19 protein-coding genes are annotated in these 17568 nt (G+C 41.5%); all 19 read left to right on the top strand.

From position 1 onward, the window contains the following. The first annotated feature begins 210 nt into the window (after positions 1 to 210). The 19 genes from purE to tnpA all read left to right on the top strand — a co-directional run bounded on the left by purE (position 211) and on the right by tnpA (position 17472). The gene (gene purE / locus DXC23_RS07115) at positions 211 to 708 is read left to right on the top strand and encodes a 5-(carboxyamino)imidazole ribonucleotide mutase (RefSeq protein WP_117705448.1); all 498 of its coding nucleotides are present in this window, start codon (positions 211 to 213) and stop codon (positions 706 to 708) included. After that, positions 705 to 2156 (top strand): amidophosphoribosyltransferase, encoded by a 1452-nt coding sequence (gene purF, locus DXC23_RS07110; protein ID WP_117705447.1) that lies wholly within the window; start codon positions 705 to 707, stop codon positions 2154 to 2156. Before purE ends, purF begins: the two co-directional genes overlap by 4 nt. Before the next feature lie 16 nt (positions 2157 to 2172). Next, positions 2173 to 3207: a phosphoribosylformylglycinamidine cyclo-ligase gene (gene purM, locus DXC23_RS07105; RefSeq protein WP_117705446.1), complete on the top strand. Its 1035-nt coding sequence runs from the start codon at positions 2173 to 2175 to the stop codon at positions 3205 to 3207. Continuing rightward, positions 3207 to 3833 carry a phosphoribosylglycinamide formyltransferase gene (purN, locus tag DXC23_RS07100; RefSeq protein ID WP_117705445.1) on the top strand — a complete coding sequence of 209 codons (627 nt, stop codon included), beginning with the start codon at positions 3207 to 3209 and terminating at the stop codon, positions 3831 to 3833. The genes purM and purN overlap by 1 nt, the downstream gene beginning before the upstream one ends. Positions 3834 to 3847: 14 nt before the next feature. Continuing rightward, positions 3848 to 4564, top strand: a complete 717-nt coding sequence (locus tag DXC23_RS07095; protein WP_117705444.1) for an IMP cyclohydrolase — start codon at positions 3848 to 3850, stop codon at positions 4562 to 4564. 25 nt (positions 4565 to 4589) lie between these two features. Then, positions 4590 to 5765: a phosphoribosylaminoimidazolecarboxamide formyltransferase gene (locus DXC23_RS07090; protein WP_117705443.1), complete on the top strand. Its 1176-nt coding sequence runs from the start codon at positions 4590 to 4592 to the stop codon at positions 5763 to 5765. A 16-nt stretch (positions 5766 to 5781) separates the two neighbouring features. Further along, on the top strand, positions 5782 to 7047 hold the full coding sequence (gene purD, locus DXC23_RS07085) for a phosphoribosylamine--glycine ligase (RefSeq protein ID WP_117705442.1): 1266 nt from the start codon (positions 5782 to 5784) through the stop codon (positions 7045 to 7047). Positions 7048 to 7053: 6 nt separating this feature from the next. Next, positions 7054 to 7380, top strand: coding sequence for a rhodanese-like domain-containing protein (locus DXC23_RS07080; protein WP_117705441.1), 327 nt, complete (start codon positions 7054 to 7056; stop codon positions 7378 to 7380). 444 nt (positions 7381 to 7824) lie between these two features. After that, positions 7825 to 8385, top strand: a complete 561-nt coding sequence (locus tag DXC23_RS07075) for a manganese efflux pump MntP family protein (protein ID WP_117705440.1) — start codon at positions 7825 to 7827, stop codon at positions 8383 to 8385. Positions 8386 to 8528: 143 nt separating this feature from the next. Next, positions 8529 to 10151, top strand: a complete 1623-nt coding sequence (ilvB, locus tag DXC23_RS07070) for a biosynthetic-type acetolactate synthase large subunit (RefSeq protein WP_117705439.1) — start codon at positions 8529 to 8531, stop codon at positions 10149 to 10151. A gap of 12 nt (positions 10152 to 10163) precedes the next feature. Next, positions 10164 to 10655, top strand: coding sequence for an acetolactate synthase small subunit (gene ilvN, locus DXC23_RS07065; RefSeq protein ID WP_117705438.1), 492 nt, complete (start codon positions 10164 to 10166; stop codon positions 10653 to 10655). Positions 10656 to 10707: 52 nt separating this feature from the next. Beyond that, positions 10708 to 11745 carry a ketol-acid reductoisomerase gene (gene ilvC / locus DXC23_RS07060; protein WP_278286548.1) on the top strand — a complete coding sequence of 346 codons (1038 nt, stop codon included), beginning with the start codon at positions 10708 to 10710 and terminating at the stop codon, positions 11743 to 11745. 643 nt (positions 11746 to 12388) lie between these two features. Further along, positions 12389 to 12997, top strand: a complete 609-nt coding sequence (locus tag DXC23_RS07055; protein ID WP_117705436.1) for a TetR/AcrR family transcriptional regulator — start codon at positions 12389 to 12391, stop codon at positions 12995 to 12997. A 299-nt stretch (positions 12998 to 13296) separates the two neighbouring features. Beyond that, positions 13297 to 14148: a pyridoxamine kinase gene (locus tag DXC23_RS07050; RefSeq protein ID WP_117705435.1), complete on the top strand. Its 852-nt coding sequence runs from the start codon at positions 13297 to 13299 to the stop codon at positions 14146 to 14148. Between the two features lie 9 nt (positions 14149 to 14157). Further along, positions 14158 to 14712, top strand: coding sequence for an ECF transporter S component (locus DXC23_RS07045; RefSeq protein WP_117705434.1), 555 nt, complete (start codon positions 14158 to 14160; stop codon positions 14710 to 14712). 37 nt (positions 14713 to 14749) lie between these two features. Then, positions 14750 to 15622, top strand: coding sequence for a pyridoxal 5'-phosphate synthase lyase subunit PdxS (gene pdxS / locus DXC23_RS07040; protein ID WP_117705433.1), 873 nt, complete (start codon positions 14750 to 14752; stop codon positions 15620 to 15622). A 2-nt stretch (positions 15623 to 15624) separates the two neighbouring features. Then, complete coding sequence (gene pdxT, locus DXC23_RS07035) at positions 15625 to 16197, top strand: pyridoxal 5'-phosphate synthase glutaminase subunit PdxT (RefSeq protein WP_117705432.1); 573 nt, start codon at positions 15625 to 15627, stop codon at positions 16195 to 16197. Between the two features lie 26 nt (positions 16198 to 16223). Beyond that, positions 16224 to 16826: a TIGR04100 family radical SAM protein gene (locus DXC23_RS07030; protein ID WP_117705431.1), complete on the top strand. Its 603-nt coding sequence runs from the start codon at positions 16224 to 16226 to the stop codon at positions 16824 to 16826. Positions 16827 to 17016: 190 nt separating this feature from the next. After that, the gene (gene tnpA, locus DXC23_RS07025) at positions 17017 to 17472 is read left to right on the top strand and encodes an IS200/IS605 family transposase (protein ID WP_117705430.1); all 456 of its coding nucleotides are present in this window, start codon (positions 17017 to 17019) and stop codon (positions 17470 to 17472) included. The last annotated feature ends 96 nt before the right edge of the window (positions 17473 to 17568 follow it).

The following is a 17568-nucleotide window of genomic DNA, read 5'->3' as shown; positions in this document are numbered from 1 at the left end:
GTTATTTGAAGATATTTTTTACTTTTAAACCATAACTTTAATAATGAAAAGCAAAATTATTCCTGTCACATATTGCAATTTAATTGGATTTTTTATATAATGGTAGTTAAAGTGATTTTACGGTAAAGACTTTTGCCGCTTTCGGCATCTTTATCGAAATAATTATACCGCCGTTTTATGCGGTGCTGTTAAAAGTTAAGGAGTGTAATGATGAAAAAGGTTGCTATTATTATGGGTTCTGACAGTGATTTCCCTATCGTTTCAAAGGCTGTCACAAAGCTTAAGGAATTTGGTGTTCCATATGAAGTGCATGTTATGAGTGCTCACAGAACTCCCGACGCTGCTATTGAATTTTCGAGCAACGCAAAGAAAAACGGCTTTGGAGTAATCATTGCAGCAGCAGGTATGGCTGCTCACCTTGCAGGTGTGCTTGCGGCAAAAACAACTTTGCCTGTAATCGGTATTCCTTGCAAATCGGCTGCGTTTGACGGTATGGACGCTTTGCTTGCAACAGTTATGATGCCAACAGGTATTCCTGTTGCAACAGTTGCTGTTGACGGCGCTGCAAATGCCGCTATTCTTGCGATTGAAATGCTCGCTCTTTCTGATGACAGTCTTGCAGAAAAGCTTGAGAAAATGAAAGCAGATATGGAAGAAGGCGTAGCCAAAAAGGATGAGGCTATGCAGCTTAAGGTGGCAGAACTTTGATTAAGTATGTTGATATATATGACAAAGACAAGGTAAATGATGAATGCGGCGTGTTCGGCGTTTATAAAGACAGCAGTGATGATTTCAATATTGCATCCCTTACCCGAGAGGCTCTTTACGGACTTCAGCACAGGGGACAGGTGAGCGCAGGTATTACCGTAAACAATAACGAAAACTTTACTACTGTAAAAGAGTTTGGTATGGTGTCTGAGGTATTAGGTGAAAAGGCGCTTGAAAAACTCGGTGACGGCAATATTGCCATTGGCCATGTGCGTTACAGTGCGCACGAAAGTCTTGACAGAGCGGCAAATCAGCCGCTTGTTATGAGATATATAGCAGGTTCGCTTGCAATTGCGAGCAACGGCGCTATCACTAATTTTGCTGAAATTCGTAAACAGCTTGAGCATGGCGGCGCAATTTTCCAGTCAAACTCAAATGTTGAGGTTATGTCTTATGTAATTGCAACCGAGCGTTGTACTACAAATGACCTTGAAACAGCTGTTTTGTTTGCTATGGATAAGCTGGAGGGTGCATATTCCGCAGTGCTTTGCGGCCCGTCAAGACTTATCGGCTTTAGAGATAAGAATGGTTTTCGTCCGCTTTGCATCGGAAAAATCAACAACAGCTATGTTATAACTTCAGAAAGCTGTGTTATCGACAGCCTCGGCGGTGAATTTGTGCGTGATGTCGAACCGGGCGAAATGGTTGTAATTGACGAAACGGGTTTCCATAGCTACAAGTCGAGAATTAAGGCATTCAACACATCTATGTGTATTTTTGAATATGTTTATGTTGCTCGTCCCGACAGTGTAATTGACGGAGTGAGTGTTCATAATGCGAGATTTAAGGCAGGCGAACTGCTTTATAATGAGCATCCTATTGAGGCGGATATGGTGTGCGGTGTTCCTGATTCCGGCATTATTGCGGCGCAGGGATATGCTAAGGCATCGGGTATTCCGTATGGAACAGGCTTTGTTAAGAATAAATACATTGGCAGAACTGTCGGAACAGGCAAGGATAAAAAGAAAAGACTTCTCAGAACAAGACTTACTGCCCTCAAGGCAAATGTAAGCGGTAAGAGAATTATTATTGTAGATGACTCTATTGTGCGTGGCGAAACCGCAAATCATATTGTAAGACTTTTGCGTGACGCAGGTGCAAAAGAGGTTCATATGCTCATAAGCTCTCCGCCTTTTGTTTGTCCATGTTATTTTGGTATGGATATTCACAACAAGGAGTCGCTTATTGCAAATAAGTTTTCACAGGAAGAAATATGTAAGGAAATCGGTGCGGATTCGCTCGGCTATCTCAGCGTTTCGGGTCTTAATCAAATTGCCGAGGGTGCAGATGTCGGATTTTGCAACGGTTGCTTTACAGGAGAGTATCCTGCGGAAATTCCGAGAACTATATTTGTTGATAAATTTGCAAAGAAAATTAATAAAAAATAATCTGGAGTGATTGAAGATGAAGAGTTTTTCAGAGAGCTACAAGGCAGCAGGTGTTGATGTAACAGCAGGTTATAAGTCGGTTGAACTTATGAAACAGCATGTTGCACGCACAAAAATTGACGGCGTTGTTTCAGGTATCGGCGGTTTTGGCGGCCTTTTTGCCCCAAATGTAAGCGGTATGACAGAGCCTGTACTCGTTAGCGGTACTGACGGTGTAGGCACAAAAATCAAGCTTGCTTTCCTTATGGATAAGCACGATACTATCGGTATTGATGCAGTTGCTATGTGCGTAAACGATGTAATTTGCTGCGGTGCAAAGCCGTTGTTCTTCCTCGACTACATTGCAATCGGCAAGAACTATCCTGAAAAGGTTGCAGAAATCGTTAAGGGTGTGGCAGACGGCTGTGTAATGTCAGAGTGTGCGCTTATCGGCGGCGAAACAGCCGAGCATCCGGGTCTTATGCCTGTTGACGAATACGATGTTGCAGGTTTTTGCGTAGGTCTTGCAGACAAGCCAAAGATGATTGACGGCTCTAAGCTCAAGGCAGGCGATGTTTTGGTTGCACTTCGTTCTTCAGGTGTTCACTCAAATGGTTTTTCACTTGTAAGAAAAGTTTTTGATATTAACGAAAACACAATCAATAATACATACCCTGAGCTTGACAAAACTCTCGGTGAAACTCTCCTCACTCCTACAAAAATATATGTAAAACCACTCTTTGCTCTTATGAAGGAAGTTGAAGTAAAGGCTGTATCTCACATTACAGGCGGCGGTTTCTATGAGAACATTCCTCGTATGTTAAATGACGGTCTTTCAGCTAAGATTAATAAGAGCGCTGTTCCTGTTCTCCCAATCTTTGACCTTATTCAGAGAGTCGGCGGTATTTCAGAGCACGATATGTTTAATACATTCAATATGGGTGTAGGTATGCTCGTTGCCGTTAGCAAGGACGAGGCAGACAAGGCTCTTGAGGTTCTCAAGGCAAACGGTGAGGACGCTGTAATCATCGGTGAAGTAGTAGAGGTCAATGACGGAGTTGTAATTGAATAATGAAAAATATTGTTGTTCTTGTATCCGGTGGCGGTACTAATTTACAGGCTCTTATAGACGCATCGGAAAGAGGGGAGATAAAGGACGGTAAAATCACCTGCGTTATTTCTTCAAATCCGAATGCTTATGCACTTGAGAGAGCCAAGAATCACAATATTGCTACCGATATAATCCGTAGAAAGGATTATGCAAGCCTTGACGAATACGATAAGGCATTAACCGAGCTTTTAAAGTCAAAAAATGCGGATTTGGTTGTGCTTGCGGGATTTATGACAATCCTCGGTACAGGTGTAATCAGAGCGTTTGAAAACAGAATTATAAATATTCATCCGTCACTTATTCCGTCTTTCTGCGGCGAGGGCTTTTACGGGCTTAAGGTTCATGAGCAGGCTCTTGCAAGGGGAGTAAAGGTGACAGGTGCAACAGCACATTTTGTAAATGAGGTATGTGACGGCGGTCCTATCATCATTCAGAAAGCTGTTGAAATTCAAAACGGCGACACACCCGAAATTTTACAGAAAAGAGTTATGGAACAGGCGGAATGGAAAATTCTTCCTAAGGCTGTTTCGCTTTTCTGCGAAGATAAAATAAAGGTAAACGGCAATACTACTGTAATTGCCGAATAATTCGGAGGTAAACAATGAAACCAATTTCACTTGAAAAAGAAATCTCTTCTGTTACTTATCCGGGCAGAGGAATTGTTATAGGCAGAAGTGCCGACGGCACAAAGGCTGTAATTGCTTACTTTATTATGGGCAGAAGCGAAAACAGCAGAAACAGAATTTTCGTTGAAACTGAGGACGGCATAAAGACACAGGCTTTTGACGAATCAAAGCTTATTGACCCGTCACTCATCATCTACTCACCTGTAAGAAAGCTTGACAACAAGACTATTGTTACAAACGGTGACCAGACAGATACAATTTACGAGCTTATGAACGAGGGCGAAACCTTTGAAGAGTCACTCCGCACAAGAGAGTTTGAGCCTGACGGCCCTAACTACACACCTCGTATTTCAGGTATTGTAAAGTGCAGCGGCGGCATTATGGAATATGCTATGTCTATTCTTAAGAGTGCAGACGGTATTCCCGACAGCTGTCAGAGATACACATTTATGTATTCAACACCTTTACAGGGACTCGGCAGATATATTCATACTTATATGGGCGACGGCACTCCACTCCCAAGTTTTGAGGGTGAGCCTACACTTGTAGAGATTGGCAACGATGATATTGATACATTTGCTCAGAAAGTATGGAATGCACTTGACGAGGATAACAAGGTATCACTTTTTGTTCGTTACATTGACATTGCAACAGATACAGCAGAGTCAAGAATTATTAATAAGAATAAATAATCTGATTATGAAAGGATGAACTCCAATGAAGGAACTTGCACTTAAATACGGTTGTAACCCTAATCAGAAACCTTCAAGAATTTATATGAACGAGGGCGAACTCCCTGTTGAGGTACTCAACGGCAAACCGGGTTACATTAATTTTCTTGATGCGTTCAACTCATGGCAGCTTGTGCGTGAGCTTAAGGCGGCAACAGGCTTGCCGGCAGCAGCGTCTTTCAAGCATGTCAGCCCTGCCGGTGCTGCGGTAGCTACCGAGCTTTCGGATACATTAAAGAAAATATATTTTGTTGACGATTTGGAGCTTTCACCAATCGCATCTGCATACGCAGCAGCAAGAGGTGCAGACAGAATGTCATCATACGGCGACTGGGTTGCACTTTCAGACACTTGCGATGTTCAGACAGCAAAGCTCTTGCAGAGAGAGGTTTCTGACGGTATTATCGCTCCGGATTATACAGACGAGGCTCTTGAAGTGCTTAAGACAAAGCGCAGAGGCACATATAACATTGTAAAAATCGATCCGAACTATGTTCCTGCTCCGATTGAGCATAAGGATGTATTCGGTGTAACTTTTGAGCAAGGCAGAAACGAGCTTAAAATTGACGAGGCTATGCTCATGCAGAACATTGTTACAGAGAACAAAGAGCTTACGGAAGAGGCTAAGCGTGATCTTCTTATTGCTCTTATCACTCTTAAATACACTCAGTCAAACTCAGTTTGCTATGCAAAGGGCGGTCAGGCTATCGGTGTTGGTGCAGGTCAGCAGTCAAGAATTCACTGTACTCGTCTTGCAGGCAACAAGGCGGATATTTGGTTCTTAAGACAGCATCCAAAGGTTCTTAACCTCCCGTTTGTTGACAATATCCGCAGACCTGACAGAGATAACACTATTGATGTTTATATTTCTGACGATTATGAGGATGTACTTGCAGACGGCGTTTGGGAGCAGTTCTTTAAAACTAAGCCGGAGCCTCTTACACGAGAGGAAAAGAAAGAATGGCTCGCAACATTCAGCGGCGTTTCACTCGGTTCAGACGCATTTTTCCCATTTGGCGACAACATTGAGAGAGCTAAGCGCTCAGGTGTACAGTATGTTGCTCAGCCGGGCGGTTCTATCAGAGATGACAATGTAATTGATACCTGCAACAAGTACGGAATGACTATGTCATTTACAGGCATCAGACTTTTCCACCATTAATTTGCGGGGTGACAATATGAATATTTTAATGATTGGCTCAGGCGGCAGAGAACACGCACTTATTAAAAAACTTCTTGAAAGCCCTAAATGCACAAAGCTTTACTGCGCACCGGGCAACGGCGGTATTTCAAGAGATGCCGAAACCGTAAATATCGGTGTTATGGACAAAGAGGCACTTGTCGCTTTCGCAAAAGAAAAGAATATTGACCTTGCTTTCGTAGCTCCCGATGACCCACTTGCAGCAGGCCTTGTAGACGCTTTTCAGGCTGCCGGCATAAGAGCCTTTGGCCCTAATGCAAATGCGGCCGTAATTGAGGCATCAAAGGTATTTTCAAAGGATTTAATGAAAAAGTACGGTATTCCTACCGCTAAATACGAAACCTTTGATAACGCAGAAAATGCTATTGAATATTTAAAGGCAGAGAATACTGCTCCTATCGTAGTTAAGGCTGACGGTCTTGCACTCGGTAAAGGTGTTATTATTGCTCAGACTGTTGACGAGGCTGTGAATGCTGTAAAATCCATTATGGAAGACAAGCAGTTTGGCGAGTCGGGCAACAGAATTGTTATTGAGGAATTTCTTACAGGTCCGGAGGTTTCTGTTCTCGCATTTACCGACGGCAAGTGCGTAAAGCCTATGGTAAGCTCAAAAGACCACAAGAGAGCTTACGATAATGATGAGGGACTTAATACAGGCGGTATGGGCACAATCAGCCCTAACCCTTACTATACAGACGAGATTGCCAAGGAATGTATGGACACAATCTTTATTCCTACAATCAACGCAATGGTAGCAGAGGGCAGACCTTTTAAGGGTTGCCTTTACTTTGGACTTATGATTACACCAAACGGCCCAAAGGTAATTGAGTACAATGCTCGTTTTGGTGACCCTGAGGCTCAGGTAGTTCTTCCAAGACTTAAAACCGACCTTGTAGATATTTGCGAGGCTGTTATTGACGAAAAGCTCGCCGACCTTGACATTGAATGGGACAACGGTGCGGCTGCCTGCGTAGTTATGGCAAGCGGCGGCTATCCTGTTGCATATAAAAAGGGCATTGAAATGTTTGGTATGGACGAAAACGGTCAGGTAGAGGGCGCTACCGTTTACCACGCAGGTACAAAGTATGAAAACGGTAAATTCTACACCAACGGCGGTCGAGTTCTCGGCGTGACTGCAACTGCGCCTACACTTGATGAGGCGCTTGCAAAGGCATATGCAGCGGTTGATAAAATCAGCTTTGAGGGTATGCACTTCCGCCACGATATTGGAAAAACTAAGTGATTATTAATGTGTATAATTCATACTGTAAACAGCTTTGAGGATGCAAAAAAACTCATAGACGAAAATCCGAATTGTATAATTCTTGATGTGCGAGAGGAAGAGGAGTATGCAACGGGACATGTGAAAGACGCAGTGCTTTTTCCTGTTGATGATATTACCGCAGAATCGGCAAAAGAAGTTATACCGAGTAAGGATTCTATGCTTGTGGTTTATTGCAGGACAGGCAGTCGCAGCAGAATGGCGGCACAAACGCTGTGCAAGCTCGGCTATACCGATATTTATGATATTGGCGGACTTATTGCCTGGCCTTACGGCTTGATTATGGGACTTTAAAAATTACGGATTTATCCGTATATATCCTTACTTATTGTTAAGAGGGAGTAGTCGGTACGCTTTTGCGTATAGTATTATCGACATACTGGTGAATTTCACCCGGTAATATTTTAAATGATGAGACTCGCAGACAGCACAAAGGAAATGTTTTTAATTTAATAACTTAATTTATAATATTTAAGTTGTTGGCATTTGCAAAATGTTGTCTGCGAGTCTTTTTGACTTTTAATGGGGTTCCTTGTCAGAAACGGGGGTGAATTATGGCTTAAATAATGTTTTACCAAGCAATTATAAAAGGTTGACCAAACTTTTATAATTATCAGACTAAGTATTTCGTTAAACCATAATTTATAAAACTAACCCAACATTTATAATAGAACCGTTTTAATATTGCATATGAAAAGCGCATAGATTTATATGAAATGTATTTTTGGAGGATTAGGTATGAGCTTAATAGAGCTTTTCATTCTTGCAGTGGGACTGTCAATGGACGCATTTGCGGTTTCGGTATGCAAGGGACTTTCACTCGGCAAAATCAAGGCTAAACATATGTGCATTGCCGGCGCATGGTTTGGCGGATTTCAGGCGCTTATGCCGCTTATCGGCTATTTTTTGGGCAGCTTTTTTGCCGGAATGATTGAACAGTATGACCATTGGGTTGCGTTTGCTCTTCTTGCCCTTATCGGCGGAAATATGATAAAAGAATCATTCGGCAAAGATGAGGAAGTTGACTCGGCTATGGATGTTAAATCAATGCTTTTGCTTGCGATTGCTACCAGTATTGACGCTTTGGCTGTCGGTGTAACTTTTGCTTTCTTGCAGGTTCAAATCGTTCCGGCAGTGTCGTTTATTGGTGTGGTGACTTTCGTTTTATCGGCAATCGGCGTAAAAATAGGCAGTTTATTTGGTACAAAGTATAAATCAAAGGCGGAACTTGTCGGCGGAATCGTACTCGTGCTGATTGGTATTAAAATTTTGCTTGAGGGCATTGGTGTGATTGGCTGAAAAAGAAAAAATTTTTAGAAAAAAGTCGCTTGTAATGTGTTATCGCCCTTTACTTTTGATATAAAATATAGTATAATAATCTGTAAAGCAAAGTCAGGCTTTGCTTGGTTACTTAATTAAAAAGGACAGGAGTGCAGAAAGCAATGATAAACGGTGCCGATATAATGGTAAAATGTCTGGAAGCCGAGGGTGTTTCAGTGGTTTTCGGATATCCGGGTGCGGCTATTTGCCCTTTTTACGATTCGCTTTATAATTCTTCAATCAAGCACGTGCTTGTTCGTCAGGAGCAGAATGCGGCTCACGCAGCAAGCGGTTATGCAAGATGTAGTGATATTCCCGGTGTATGCGTAGCAACCTCAGGCCCAGGCGCAACAAACCTTATTACAGGTATTGCTACCGCTTATCAGGATTCTATTCCGATAATCGCAATTACAGGTCAGGTACGCAGTGATTTGCTTGGCAGAGATGTATTTCAGGAGGCTGACATTACAGGCGCTTGCGAGCCGTTTGTAAAGCACAGCTATCTTGTAAGCAAAACTGAGGATTTGCCACGAATTTTTAAAGAGGCTTTTCATATTGCCAAAACAGGCAGACCGGGCCCTGTACTTATTGATATTCCGATTGATATTCAGCAAAATGAAATAGAAAAGTTTGAGTACCCCGAAACCGTAAATATTATTGGCTACAAGCCAACCACAAAGGGACATATCGTTCAGGTTAAGCGTGCGGTTGAGGCAATCAAGAACTGCAAGCGACCGATTATTGTATCGGGCGGCGGCGTTTTAAGCTCGGGTGTAAAGCCAAAGTTTCAGGCTTTTGCAGAAAAAACAGGTATTCCTGTAATTTCTACAATGATGGGCATAGGAGTTATGCCGTCTGACCATGAGCTTTATCTCGGTATGCTTGGTACTCACGGCAAGCCGGCTGCAAACAGAGCTTTGCACGAGGCGGATTTGGTTATTGTGTGCGGTGCAAGACTTGGCGACAGAGCCGTAGCAGCGCCTGACCAGATGAGTAAAAGAACAACTGTAATTCACATAGACATTGACCCGGCGGAAATCGGAAAAAATGTTAAGACAGCTATCCCGATTGTTGGCGATATGATGAATGTTATGGATATGCTCAATGAAAACATTGGCGACTACAAGGTTCAGAACCAGTGGAGTGAGGCTGTTAAAACCTGGAAAAAGGATTTATTCAGAGAACCTCCTAAGTTTGACGGTTATGTAGAACCGAGAACGCTTGTAGGTCATTTGAGCGCAATGTTCCGTTCAAAGGCAATTCTTGTTGCCGATGTAGGTCAAAATCAGATTTGGTGTGCAAACAACTTCCGTATTCGTGAGGGAAGATTCCTTACAACAGGCGGTATGGGAACTATGGGTTATTCGGTGCCGGCTGCTATTGGCGCAAAGTTTGCAAGACCAGACAGAGATGTGCTTGTTGTCTGCGGTGACGGCAGTTTCCAGATGCAGTTAAACGAGCTTGCAACTATTGCCGGTAATAACCTTAACATTAAAATTATAATTATGCGCAACACAAGACTCGGTATGGTGCGTGAACTTCAGGATAATCACTATGGACACAGACATAGCGCCACTATACTTGAGGGTGATCCTGATTTTCTCAAGATTGCAGAGGCTTATGGCATTGACCATGCAGAGGCAAGCTCAAACGAGCAGGCTGAAGAGATTATTAAAAATATTGTTGATTCAGACAAGCCTTTCATCCTTGTGTGCGATGTATATCCCGACACTCCGTCGATTTAATGAGGTGCTGTTATGCAATATACTTTATCAATACTTGTTGAAAACCAGGCGGGCGTTCTTTCTAAGATTTCGGGTTTGTTTTCAAGACGAGGATTCAACATTGACTCACTTGCGGTGGGTGTAACTACCGACCCTAATGTGTCGAGAATTACCATTGTTGCAAATGGCGACGAATATGTTGTAGAGCAGCTTGAAAAGCAGCTTAATAAGCTGATTCCCGTAATAAAGGTTAAAAGACTTGCCGAAGGTGATTTTATCAGCCGAGAGCTGATACTTATAAAAGTTCATTGTCCTGCGCCAAAGCGTGGCGAAATTCTCACCACTGTTGAGCTTATGCAGGGTAAAGTAGTTGATTTTTCTACTACAAGTGTTACCGTTGAGTACTGCGAGTGTACAAGCCGAGTAGACACTTTGGTAGAGCTATTGAAGCCTTATGGTATCCGTGAGATTGTAAGAACAGGTACAGTTGCACTTGATAAGGGTGCTGCTGCGGTGTCCGTTTAATCTTGCAGATTTACATAAATCTTTTTATATAAACCGCATAGCGGTAAGGAGGATTTTTAAAATGGAAAATATGACAGCAAAAATTTTCTATCAGTCAGATTGTAACCTTTCTTTGCTTGACGGCAAAACAATTGCAATCATTGGTTATGGTAGCCAGGGCCACGCTCATGCTCTTAACCTTAAGGATTCAGGCTGTGATGTAATCATTGGTCTTTATGAGGGTAGTAAGTCTTGGGCAAAGGCAGAGGCACAGGGCTTTAAGGTATATACAGCTGCTGAGGCTGCAAAGCGTGCCGATATTATTATGATTCTTATTAATGATGAGAAGCAGGCAGCTATGTACAAGAAGGATATCGCTCCTAACCTTGAGGCAGGCAATATGCTTATGTTCGCTCATGGTTTTGCAATTCACTTTGGTCAGATCGTTCCTCCGGCAGATGTTGATGTTACTATGATCGCTCCTAAGGGCCCTGGTCATACAGTAAGAAGTGAATATCAGGCCGGTAAGGGTGTACCATGTCTTGTTGCTGTTGAGCAGGACGCAACAGGTAAGGCTAAGGATCTCGCACTTGCTTATGCACTCGGCATTGGCGGCGCAAGAGCCGGCGTTCTTGAAACAACATTCAGAACAGAAACAGAAACAGACCTCTTTGGTGAGCAGGCTGTTCTTTGCGGCGGTGTTTGCGCACTTATGCAGGCAGGTTTTGAAACACTTTGCGAGGCAGGTTATGATCCAAGAAACGCTTACTTTGAGTGTATCCACGAGATGAAGCTCATCGTTGACCTTATTTATCAGTCAGGCTTTGAGGGTATGAGATATTCTATTTCTAACACAGCTGAGTACGGCGACTACATCACAGGTCCAAAGATTGTTACTGAGGATACTAAGAAGGCTATGAAGAAGATCCTTTCTGATATTCAGGACGGTACATTCGCTAAGGACTTCCTCCTCGATATGTCACCGGCAGGCGGTCAGGCTCACTTCCGTGCTATGAGAAGAAAAGCTGCTGAGCATCCGGCTGAAGTAGTTGGTAAGGAAGTTAGAAAGCTTTACAGCTGGTCAAACGAAGACAAGCTTATCAACAACTAATTTAATAGTTTATAGCTTATTTACAGCCTTGACTTTACAGTCAAGGCTGTTTTTATGAGTGTTGGTAAATGGTGGTTTAGTGCATAAAGTTTAGTTTAATAAATTTAAAATTTAGGTCAACCCTTTTTAAAGGGTTGCGGGTTTGGGCAGAGCCCATAAAAAGTTTCCTTTACATCAAATTATCGGGCGCAAACAGCTTTGCTGTTTGCGTGCTTAGACAATGTTTGAAAACAGGCGATAGCCTTTTAGGAAAAAATAATTAAAACGCACCGCTATAAACGCAAGCATTTATAGTGCAATTTTTGGTGTTTTTCCTTTTTTATACTCTCGTATTTAGCTATCGCAGTTTTGTTCAAACCGCCAAACGGCTTGCCGTTTAGCTATTAAAATTTGCGATAGCATAAAGTATTTGTGGGCGTTGCCCACACCCACAACCTTTGAAAAGGTTGACCAAACTTTTAATTTTGGGGCGGAAAGTTTAGGCTTTGCTTTACTTTGTTGCCCGACTGAAACTAAGCTAAACCATAATTCAAAAAACTATTCTCTTAATTTAAACTCCGGACTTTCAGAATAATTCGCGTTGCTATTGACAAAAACTACCGGTACATTTATAATTGACACAAGAGCAGTATGGGGTGATAGAATGAAAAAATTTGATGCAGCTGTTTATAAAAAGCGTAAATGTGAGTGCCTTGACAAGTGCTTTCAGGCTTTTATGGATAACGGACTTGAAAATACAGGTTTACAGCTTTTATGCAAATATTGCGGATTTAAAACTAACCAAGCATTATATCACTATTTTGAAAGTAAAGATATGATAATTACCGAATCGGTGCAGTATGCTATGATTAAATTTGAGCGAGAGTTTATGAAAAAAGCCCCACGCTCAAGAGCCGATTTAAAGAATTATCTCGAAAAATTCCCCCGTTGGATGCAAAAAAACTACGGCGAGCATATGCGTTTTGTTTATCAGGTGTATACTTCGCCTAAATATAAAAAGCAGGGTTATGACTTCTTTTCGGGAATACCAAAAAGATACGATACATTTATTCATCATATAGCTAAAAATCTTGATGTTTCTTTTGAAAGCATACAGGCATTGTATTATCTTTATATAACATCAACACTGCAATATGCACTTTTTAAGGATGAGGTTTACCTCGATGTTGAGGTAAATTCTATTTATAATATGTGTCTTGAGGTGTTCGAGGCAGAGGATAGGAAAAAGATTGCTCAAAAGTGCGAAGATTAATTGTGCGAGGACATTGCGTATTACAACAACTAATAAATTTTATATTCGGAACGAATTGTCAGTTGCTTTTTTAATTTGTTGCCCACTGAAAATAAATCGCCACTACAAATTTATATTCATTTAAAATCAATTATTACCGCCTGTTCGCAGAAAAAAGTGCAGGCGGAATTTTTATGCTTCGCAAACTGTCCTTATAAAATTTACGAAAATTGTCTATTTTAATAGTGACACTATTGTTGTATAATGGGAACATCACAAGATAAATGTTGAACTGTTCAGAAATTTTGAGGCGTGATTTAATGACAAAAAAAGCTGTTTTAATAAATGACCTTTCAGGTCTTGGAAAATGCTCGCTCACTGCGGCTATACCTGTTTTGTCCGTTATGGGTATTCAGGCTTGCCCTATGCCGACTGCGGTGCTTACAAGCCAGACCGGCTTTAAGAGTTTTTACTGCAACGACTGCACCGACAAGCTCGATTACTACACATCGGAATGGAAAAAACTCGGTTTTCAGCCCGACGGCATTTACACAGGCTTTTTATCAAGTGAAAAACAGGTTGATAAAATTCTTGAGTTTATACACAGCTTTGAAACAGAGAACACGCTTGTACTTGTGGACCCTGTTATGGGTGACGGCGGCAGAACATACAGCCTTTTTACAGACGCTCTTGCCTGTAAAATGAAAAAGCTGGTGACTGTTGCTGATGTAATTACACCTAATCTTACAGAGTGCTGTATCCTTTGCGATATAGATTACAGCGACTTTATAAAAAGTGCAGACAATCTCGATTTTATGGATAAAGTTGCCGAGCTTGGCAAATCCTTGCTAAAACGCTACGGTGTAAAAATCGTAATAATTACGGGCATTGAGCATAAATCCGCTGACGGCACTGTTAATGTGCAAAATCTTATTGCATCTGAAGATGAGATATTCACTGTAAGCTGTAAAAAAATAGGTGGCAGCTATTCGGGTACGGGAGATTTGTTTGCCTCGGTAATGTTTTCCGGACTTTTAAGAGGCGACACTTTGAGAGATACCGTTAGTCTGGCAGTAAAATTCATAGAAACTTCTTTGCGTGATACCGTAGCGTTGGGTATTGACCGCAATGAGGGCATTGAGTTTGAAAAACACTTAAAAATACTTTTGTGAGGGATAGCTATGGAATCAAATACAATTTCAAAATCTAAGTCAAAAATTAATGTAAAGCTCATTGCTATTACAGCAATGTGTGCGGCTTTGGTAACAGTTACTACTGCGTTTATTAAAATTCCGTCAATGTTCGGATATTCACACGCCGGTGACTCAATGATTTATCTTGCCGCAAGCATTTTGCCCGGTCCGTATGGCATTATTGCCTCATCAATCGGCGGTGCGCTTGCAGATTTGATTTCCGGTTATCCTCAGTGGGCAATTCCTACCGCTATCATCAAGGCTTTTAATGCTGTTCCGTTTGTTCTTTGCAGAATGGCTATGAGAAAGCGTGGCAAGGACAATAAGATTATTAACTGGTCATCACTTTTAATGATTATTCCGACTACTATGGTAACAGTTGGCGGTTATTTCATTGCAAACGGTTTGATGTACGGTTTTGAAGGCGCAGTTGCAGAGCTTGCTACTTGGTGGTTACAGCCGGGTATGGGTGCTTTGATTTACATTGTTCTCGGTTTTGCCCTCGACAGAATTGATTTTAAGAAAAAACTTGCTTTAAAATAAGCACATTTGCTTATTTTAGGAATTTGGAGTATAATAAATGGAAAATAGATTTGAATTAAATAAAAACCTTGCGCAGATGCTCAAGGGAGGAGTTATTATGGATGTAACAACTCCCGAACAGGCTAAAATTGCCGAGGCTGCGGGTGCGTGCGCAGTTATGGCATTAGAGAGAATTCCTGCCGATATTCGTGCGGCAGGCGGAGTTTCTCGTATGAGCGACCCTAAGATGATTAAAGGTATTCAGAACGCAGTTTCTATTCCTGTAATGGCAAAGTGCCGTATCGGTCATTTTGCAGAAGCACAGATTTTACAGGCAATTGAGATTGACTACATTGACGAAAGCGAAGTTTTATCTCCTGCAGATGATAAGTATCACATTGATAAAACCGCTTTTGATGTACCTTTTGTATGCGGCGCCAAAGATTTAGGCGAGGCATTAAGAAGAATTAATGAGGGCGCATCTATGATTCGTACAAAGGGCGAGCCGGGTACAGGCGATGTTGTGCAGGCTGTTCGTCATATGAGAATGATGCAGTCTGAAATTCGCAGAATCGCATCTATGGCAAAAGATGAACTCTTTGAAGTTGCAAAGCAGTTACAGGTTCCGTATGATTTGGTTTTGTATGTTCACGAGAATAAGAAATTGCCTGTTGTTAATTTTGCTGCCGGCGGTGTTGCTACTCCTGCTGATGCTGCGCTTATGATGCAGCTCGGCGCAGAGGGTGTATTTGTCGGCTCGGGTATCTTTAAGTCGGGTAATCCCGAAAAAAGAGCATCTGCTATTGTTAAAGCTGTTACAAACTTTAATGACGCTAAAATGCTTGCTGAACTTTCAGAAGATTTAGGCGAAGCTATGGTAGGAATTAACGAGCAGGAAATTGAAATCCTTATGGCTGAGAGAGGCAAATAATTATGCAGATAGGTGTACTTGCTTTGCAGGGAGCTTTTATTGAGCACGAACAAATGCTTGCAAAACTCGGTGTGTCCTCTTTTGAAATCCGTTGTTTAGATGATTTGAAAAAGCCGTTTGACGGTCTTATAATTCCGGGCGGCGAAAGCACCGTTATCGGAAAATTACTTTTTGAACTCGGGCTTTTTGAGCCGATTAAAAAGTTGATCAATGACGGACTGCCGACTTTTGGCACTTGTGCAGGCTTATTGCTTTTGGCCGACAGCATAGAGAATGATACGAGAAAGTATTTTTGCTCTATGAATATTGAGGCCGTAAGAAATGCCTATGGCAGACAGCTCGGAAGTTTTTATGCCGAAGACAGCTTTGCGAACGAAGGAAAAATTCCTATGACTTTTATACGAGCTCCGTATATAAGCCGAGTTGGCGACGGTGTAGAAGTTCTTGCTCAAGTTGACGGAAAAACAGTAGCGGCAAGGCAGGGGAAACAGTTGGTAACTGCTTTTCACCCTGAATTAAATAATGATTTAACCGTACATAATTATTTTATAAAAATGATTAACGGAGAAATATAATGTATTTATAAGGGAGAAGAAAATAAATGGCTGACATACTTTATGTTTATAAAACATCAATTTATGCTAATCTGACTAACAAATGTCCATGCAGATGTACTTTTTGCATACGCAACAATACCGATGCAATAGGTAATGCAGATACACTGTGGCATAAGCACGATCCGAGTATTGAGGAGATTAAAAAAGCAGTTGATGATTTCGATTTTACAGGCTTTAACGAGCTTGTGTTCTGCGGCTACGGCGAGCCTACCAACGCCCTCGACAATCTCATTGCTACTGCGCAGTATGTCAGAGAAAAGCACCCGGATATTAAGCTAAGACTTAATACAAACGGTCTTGGTGATGTTATAAACAAAAAGCCTGTTGCAGAGCTTTTGTCAAAATATATTGACTCGGTATCAATCAGCCTTAACACCTGTTCGTCAGAAAAATATGACGAGGTGTGCAGACCTGTATTTAATAATGCGTATGAATCTATGCTTAAATTTGCGGCAGACGCTAAAAAATACTTTGGTCACACTCAGTTCTCTATTGTAGATACCATTCCGAAAGAGGATATAGAGGCTTGTCAGAAAATTGCTGACGATATGGGCATTCACCTTAGAATAAGAAAATATTCCGCATGATAAATTACCGCTCAACAGATTGATTTTCTGTTGAGCGGTTTTGATTATTGCCTTTAGGCAGTTCTGCACGCAAGTGCAGAACAAACAACCACCCGCTATGCGGGTGCGCGTCGAATGTTATACAAAAAATTCTCCAATCTTGATACAATGAGGATGTTCAAGTCTTATTGTAGAAGAAAGGAGAATATTTATGGCAAATCAATATAATAGTTTATCACACACAAAGTGGTTATGCAAATATCACATAGTAATAGTACCAAAGTATAGAAGAAAAATAATATATAATCAGTATAGAAAAGATTTGCAAGAGATCATAAGAACATTGTGTAAATACAAAGGTGTAGAAATACTTGAAGGACATATGATGCCCGACCATGTACATCTTCTTTTAAGTATACCACCAAGAGTCTGTGTGTCAAGTTTTATGGGGTACCTAAAGGGTAAAAGTGCACTTATGATGTTTGACAGACACGCAAATTTAAAATACAAGTTTGGCAATCGGCACTTTTGGGCAGAGGGTTATTATGTGTCGACAGTTGGGCTTAACGAATCAACAATAAGAAAATATATACAAGATCAAGAAAAAGCAGACATAGCCTTGGATAAATTAAGCGTAAAAGAATACGAAGATCCATTTGCTAAATAAACCCCTTAAGGGGTAGCCAAAGTGGCAAAAGCAATAAGGCTTGAACAAAGTGAAAGCCCGCGCCTTGAGACGCGAGCTGGTAACAGGGCTTATAGC

This window comes from Eubacterium sp. OM08-24 (assembly GCF_003438075.1).
Lineage (GTDB): Bacteria > Bacillota > Clostridia > Oscillospirales > Acutalibacteraceae > Ruminococcoides.
This window is presented reverse-complemented; position numbering and strand designations above follow the sequence as displayed.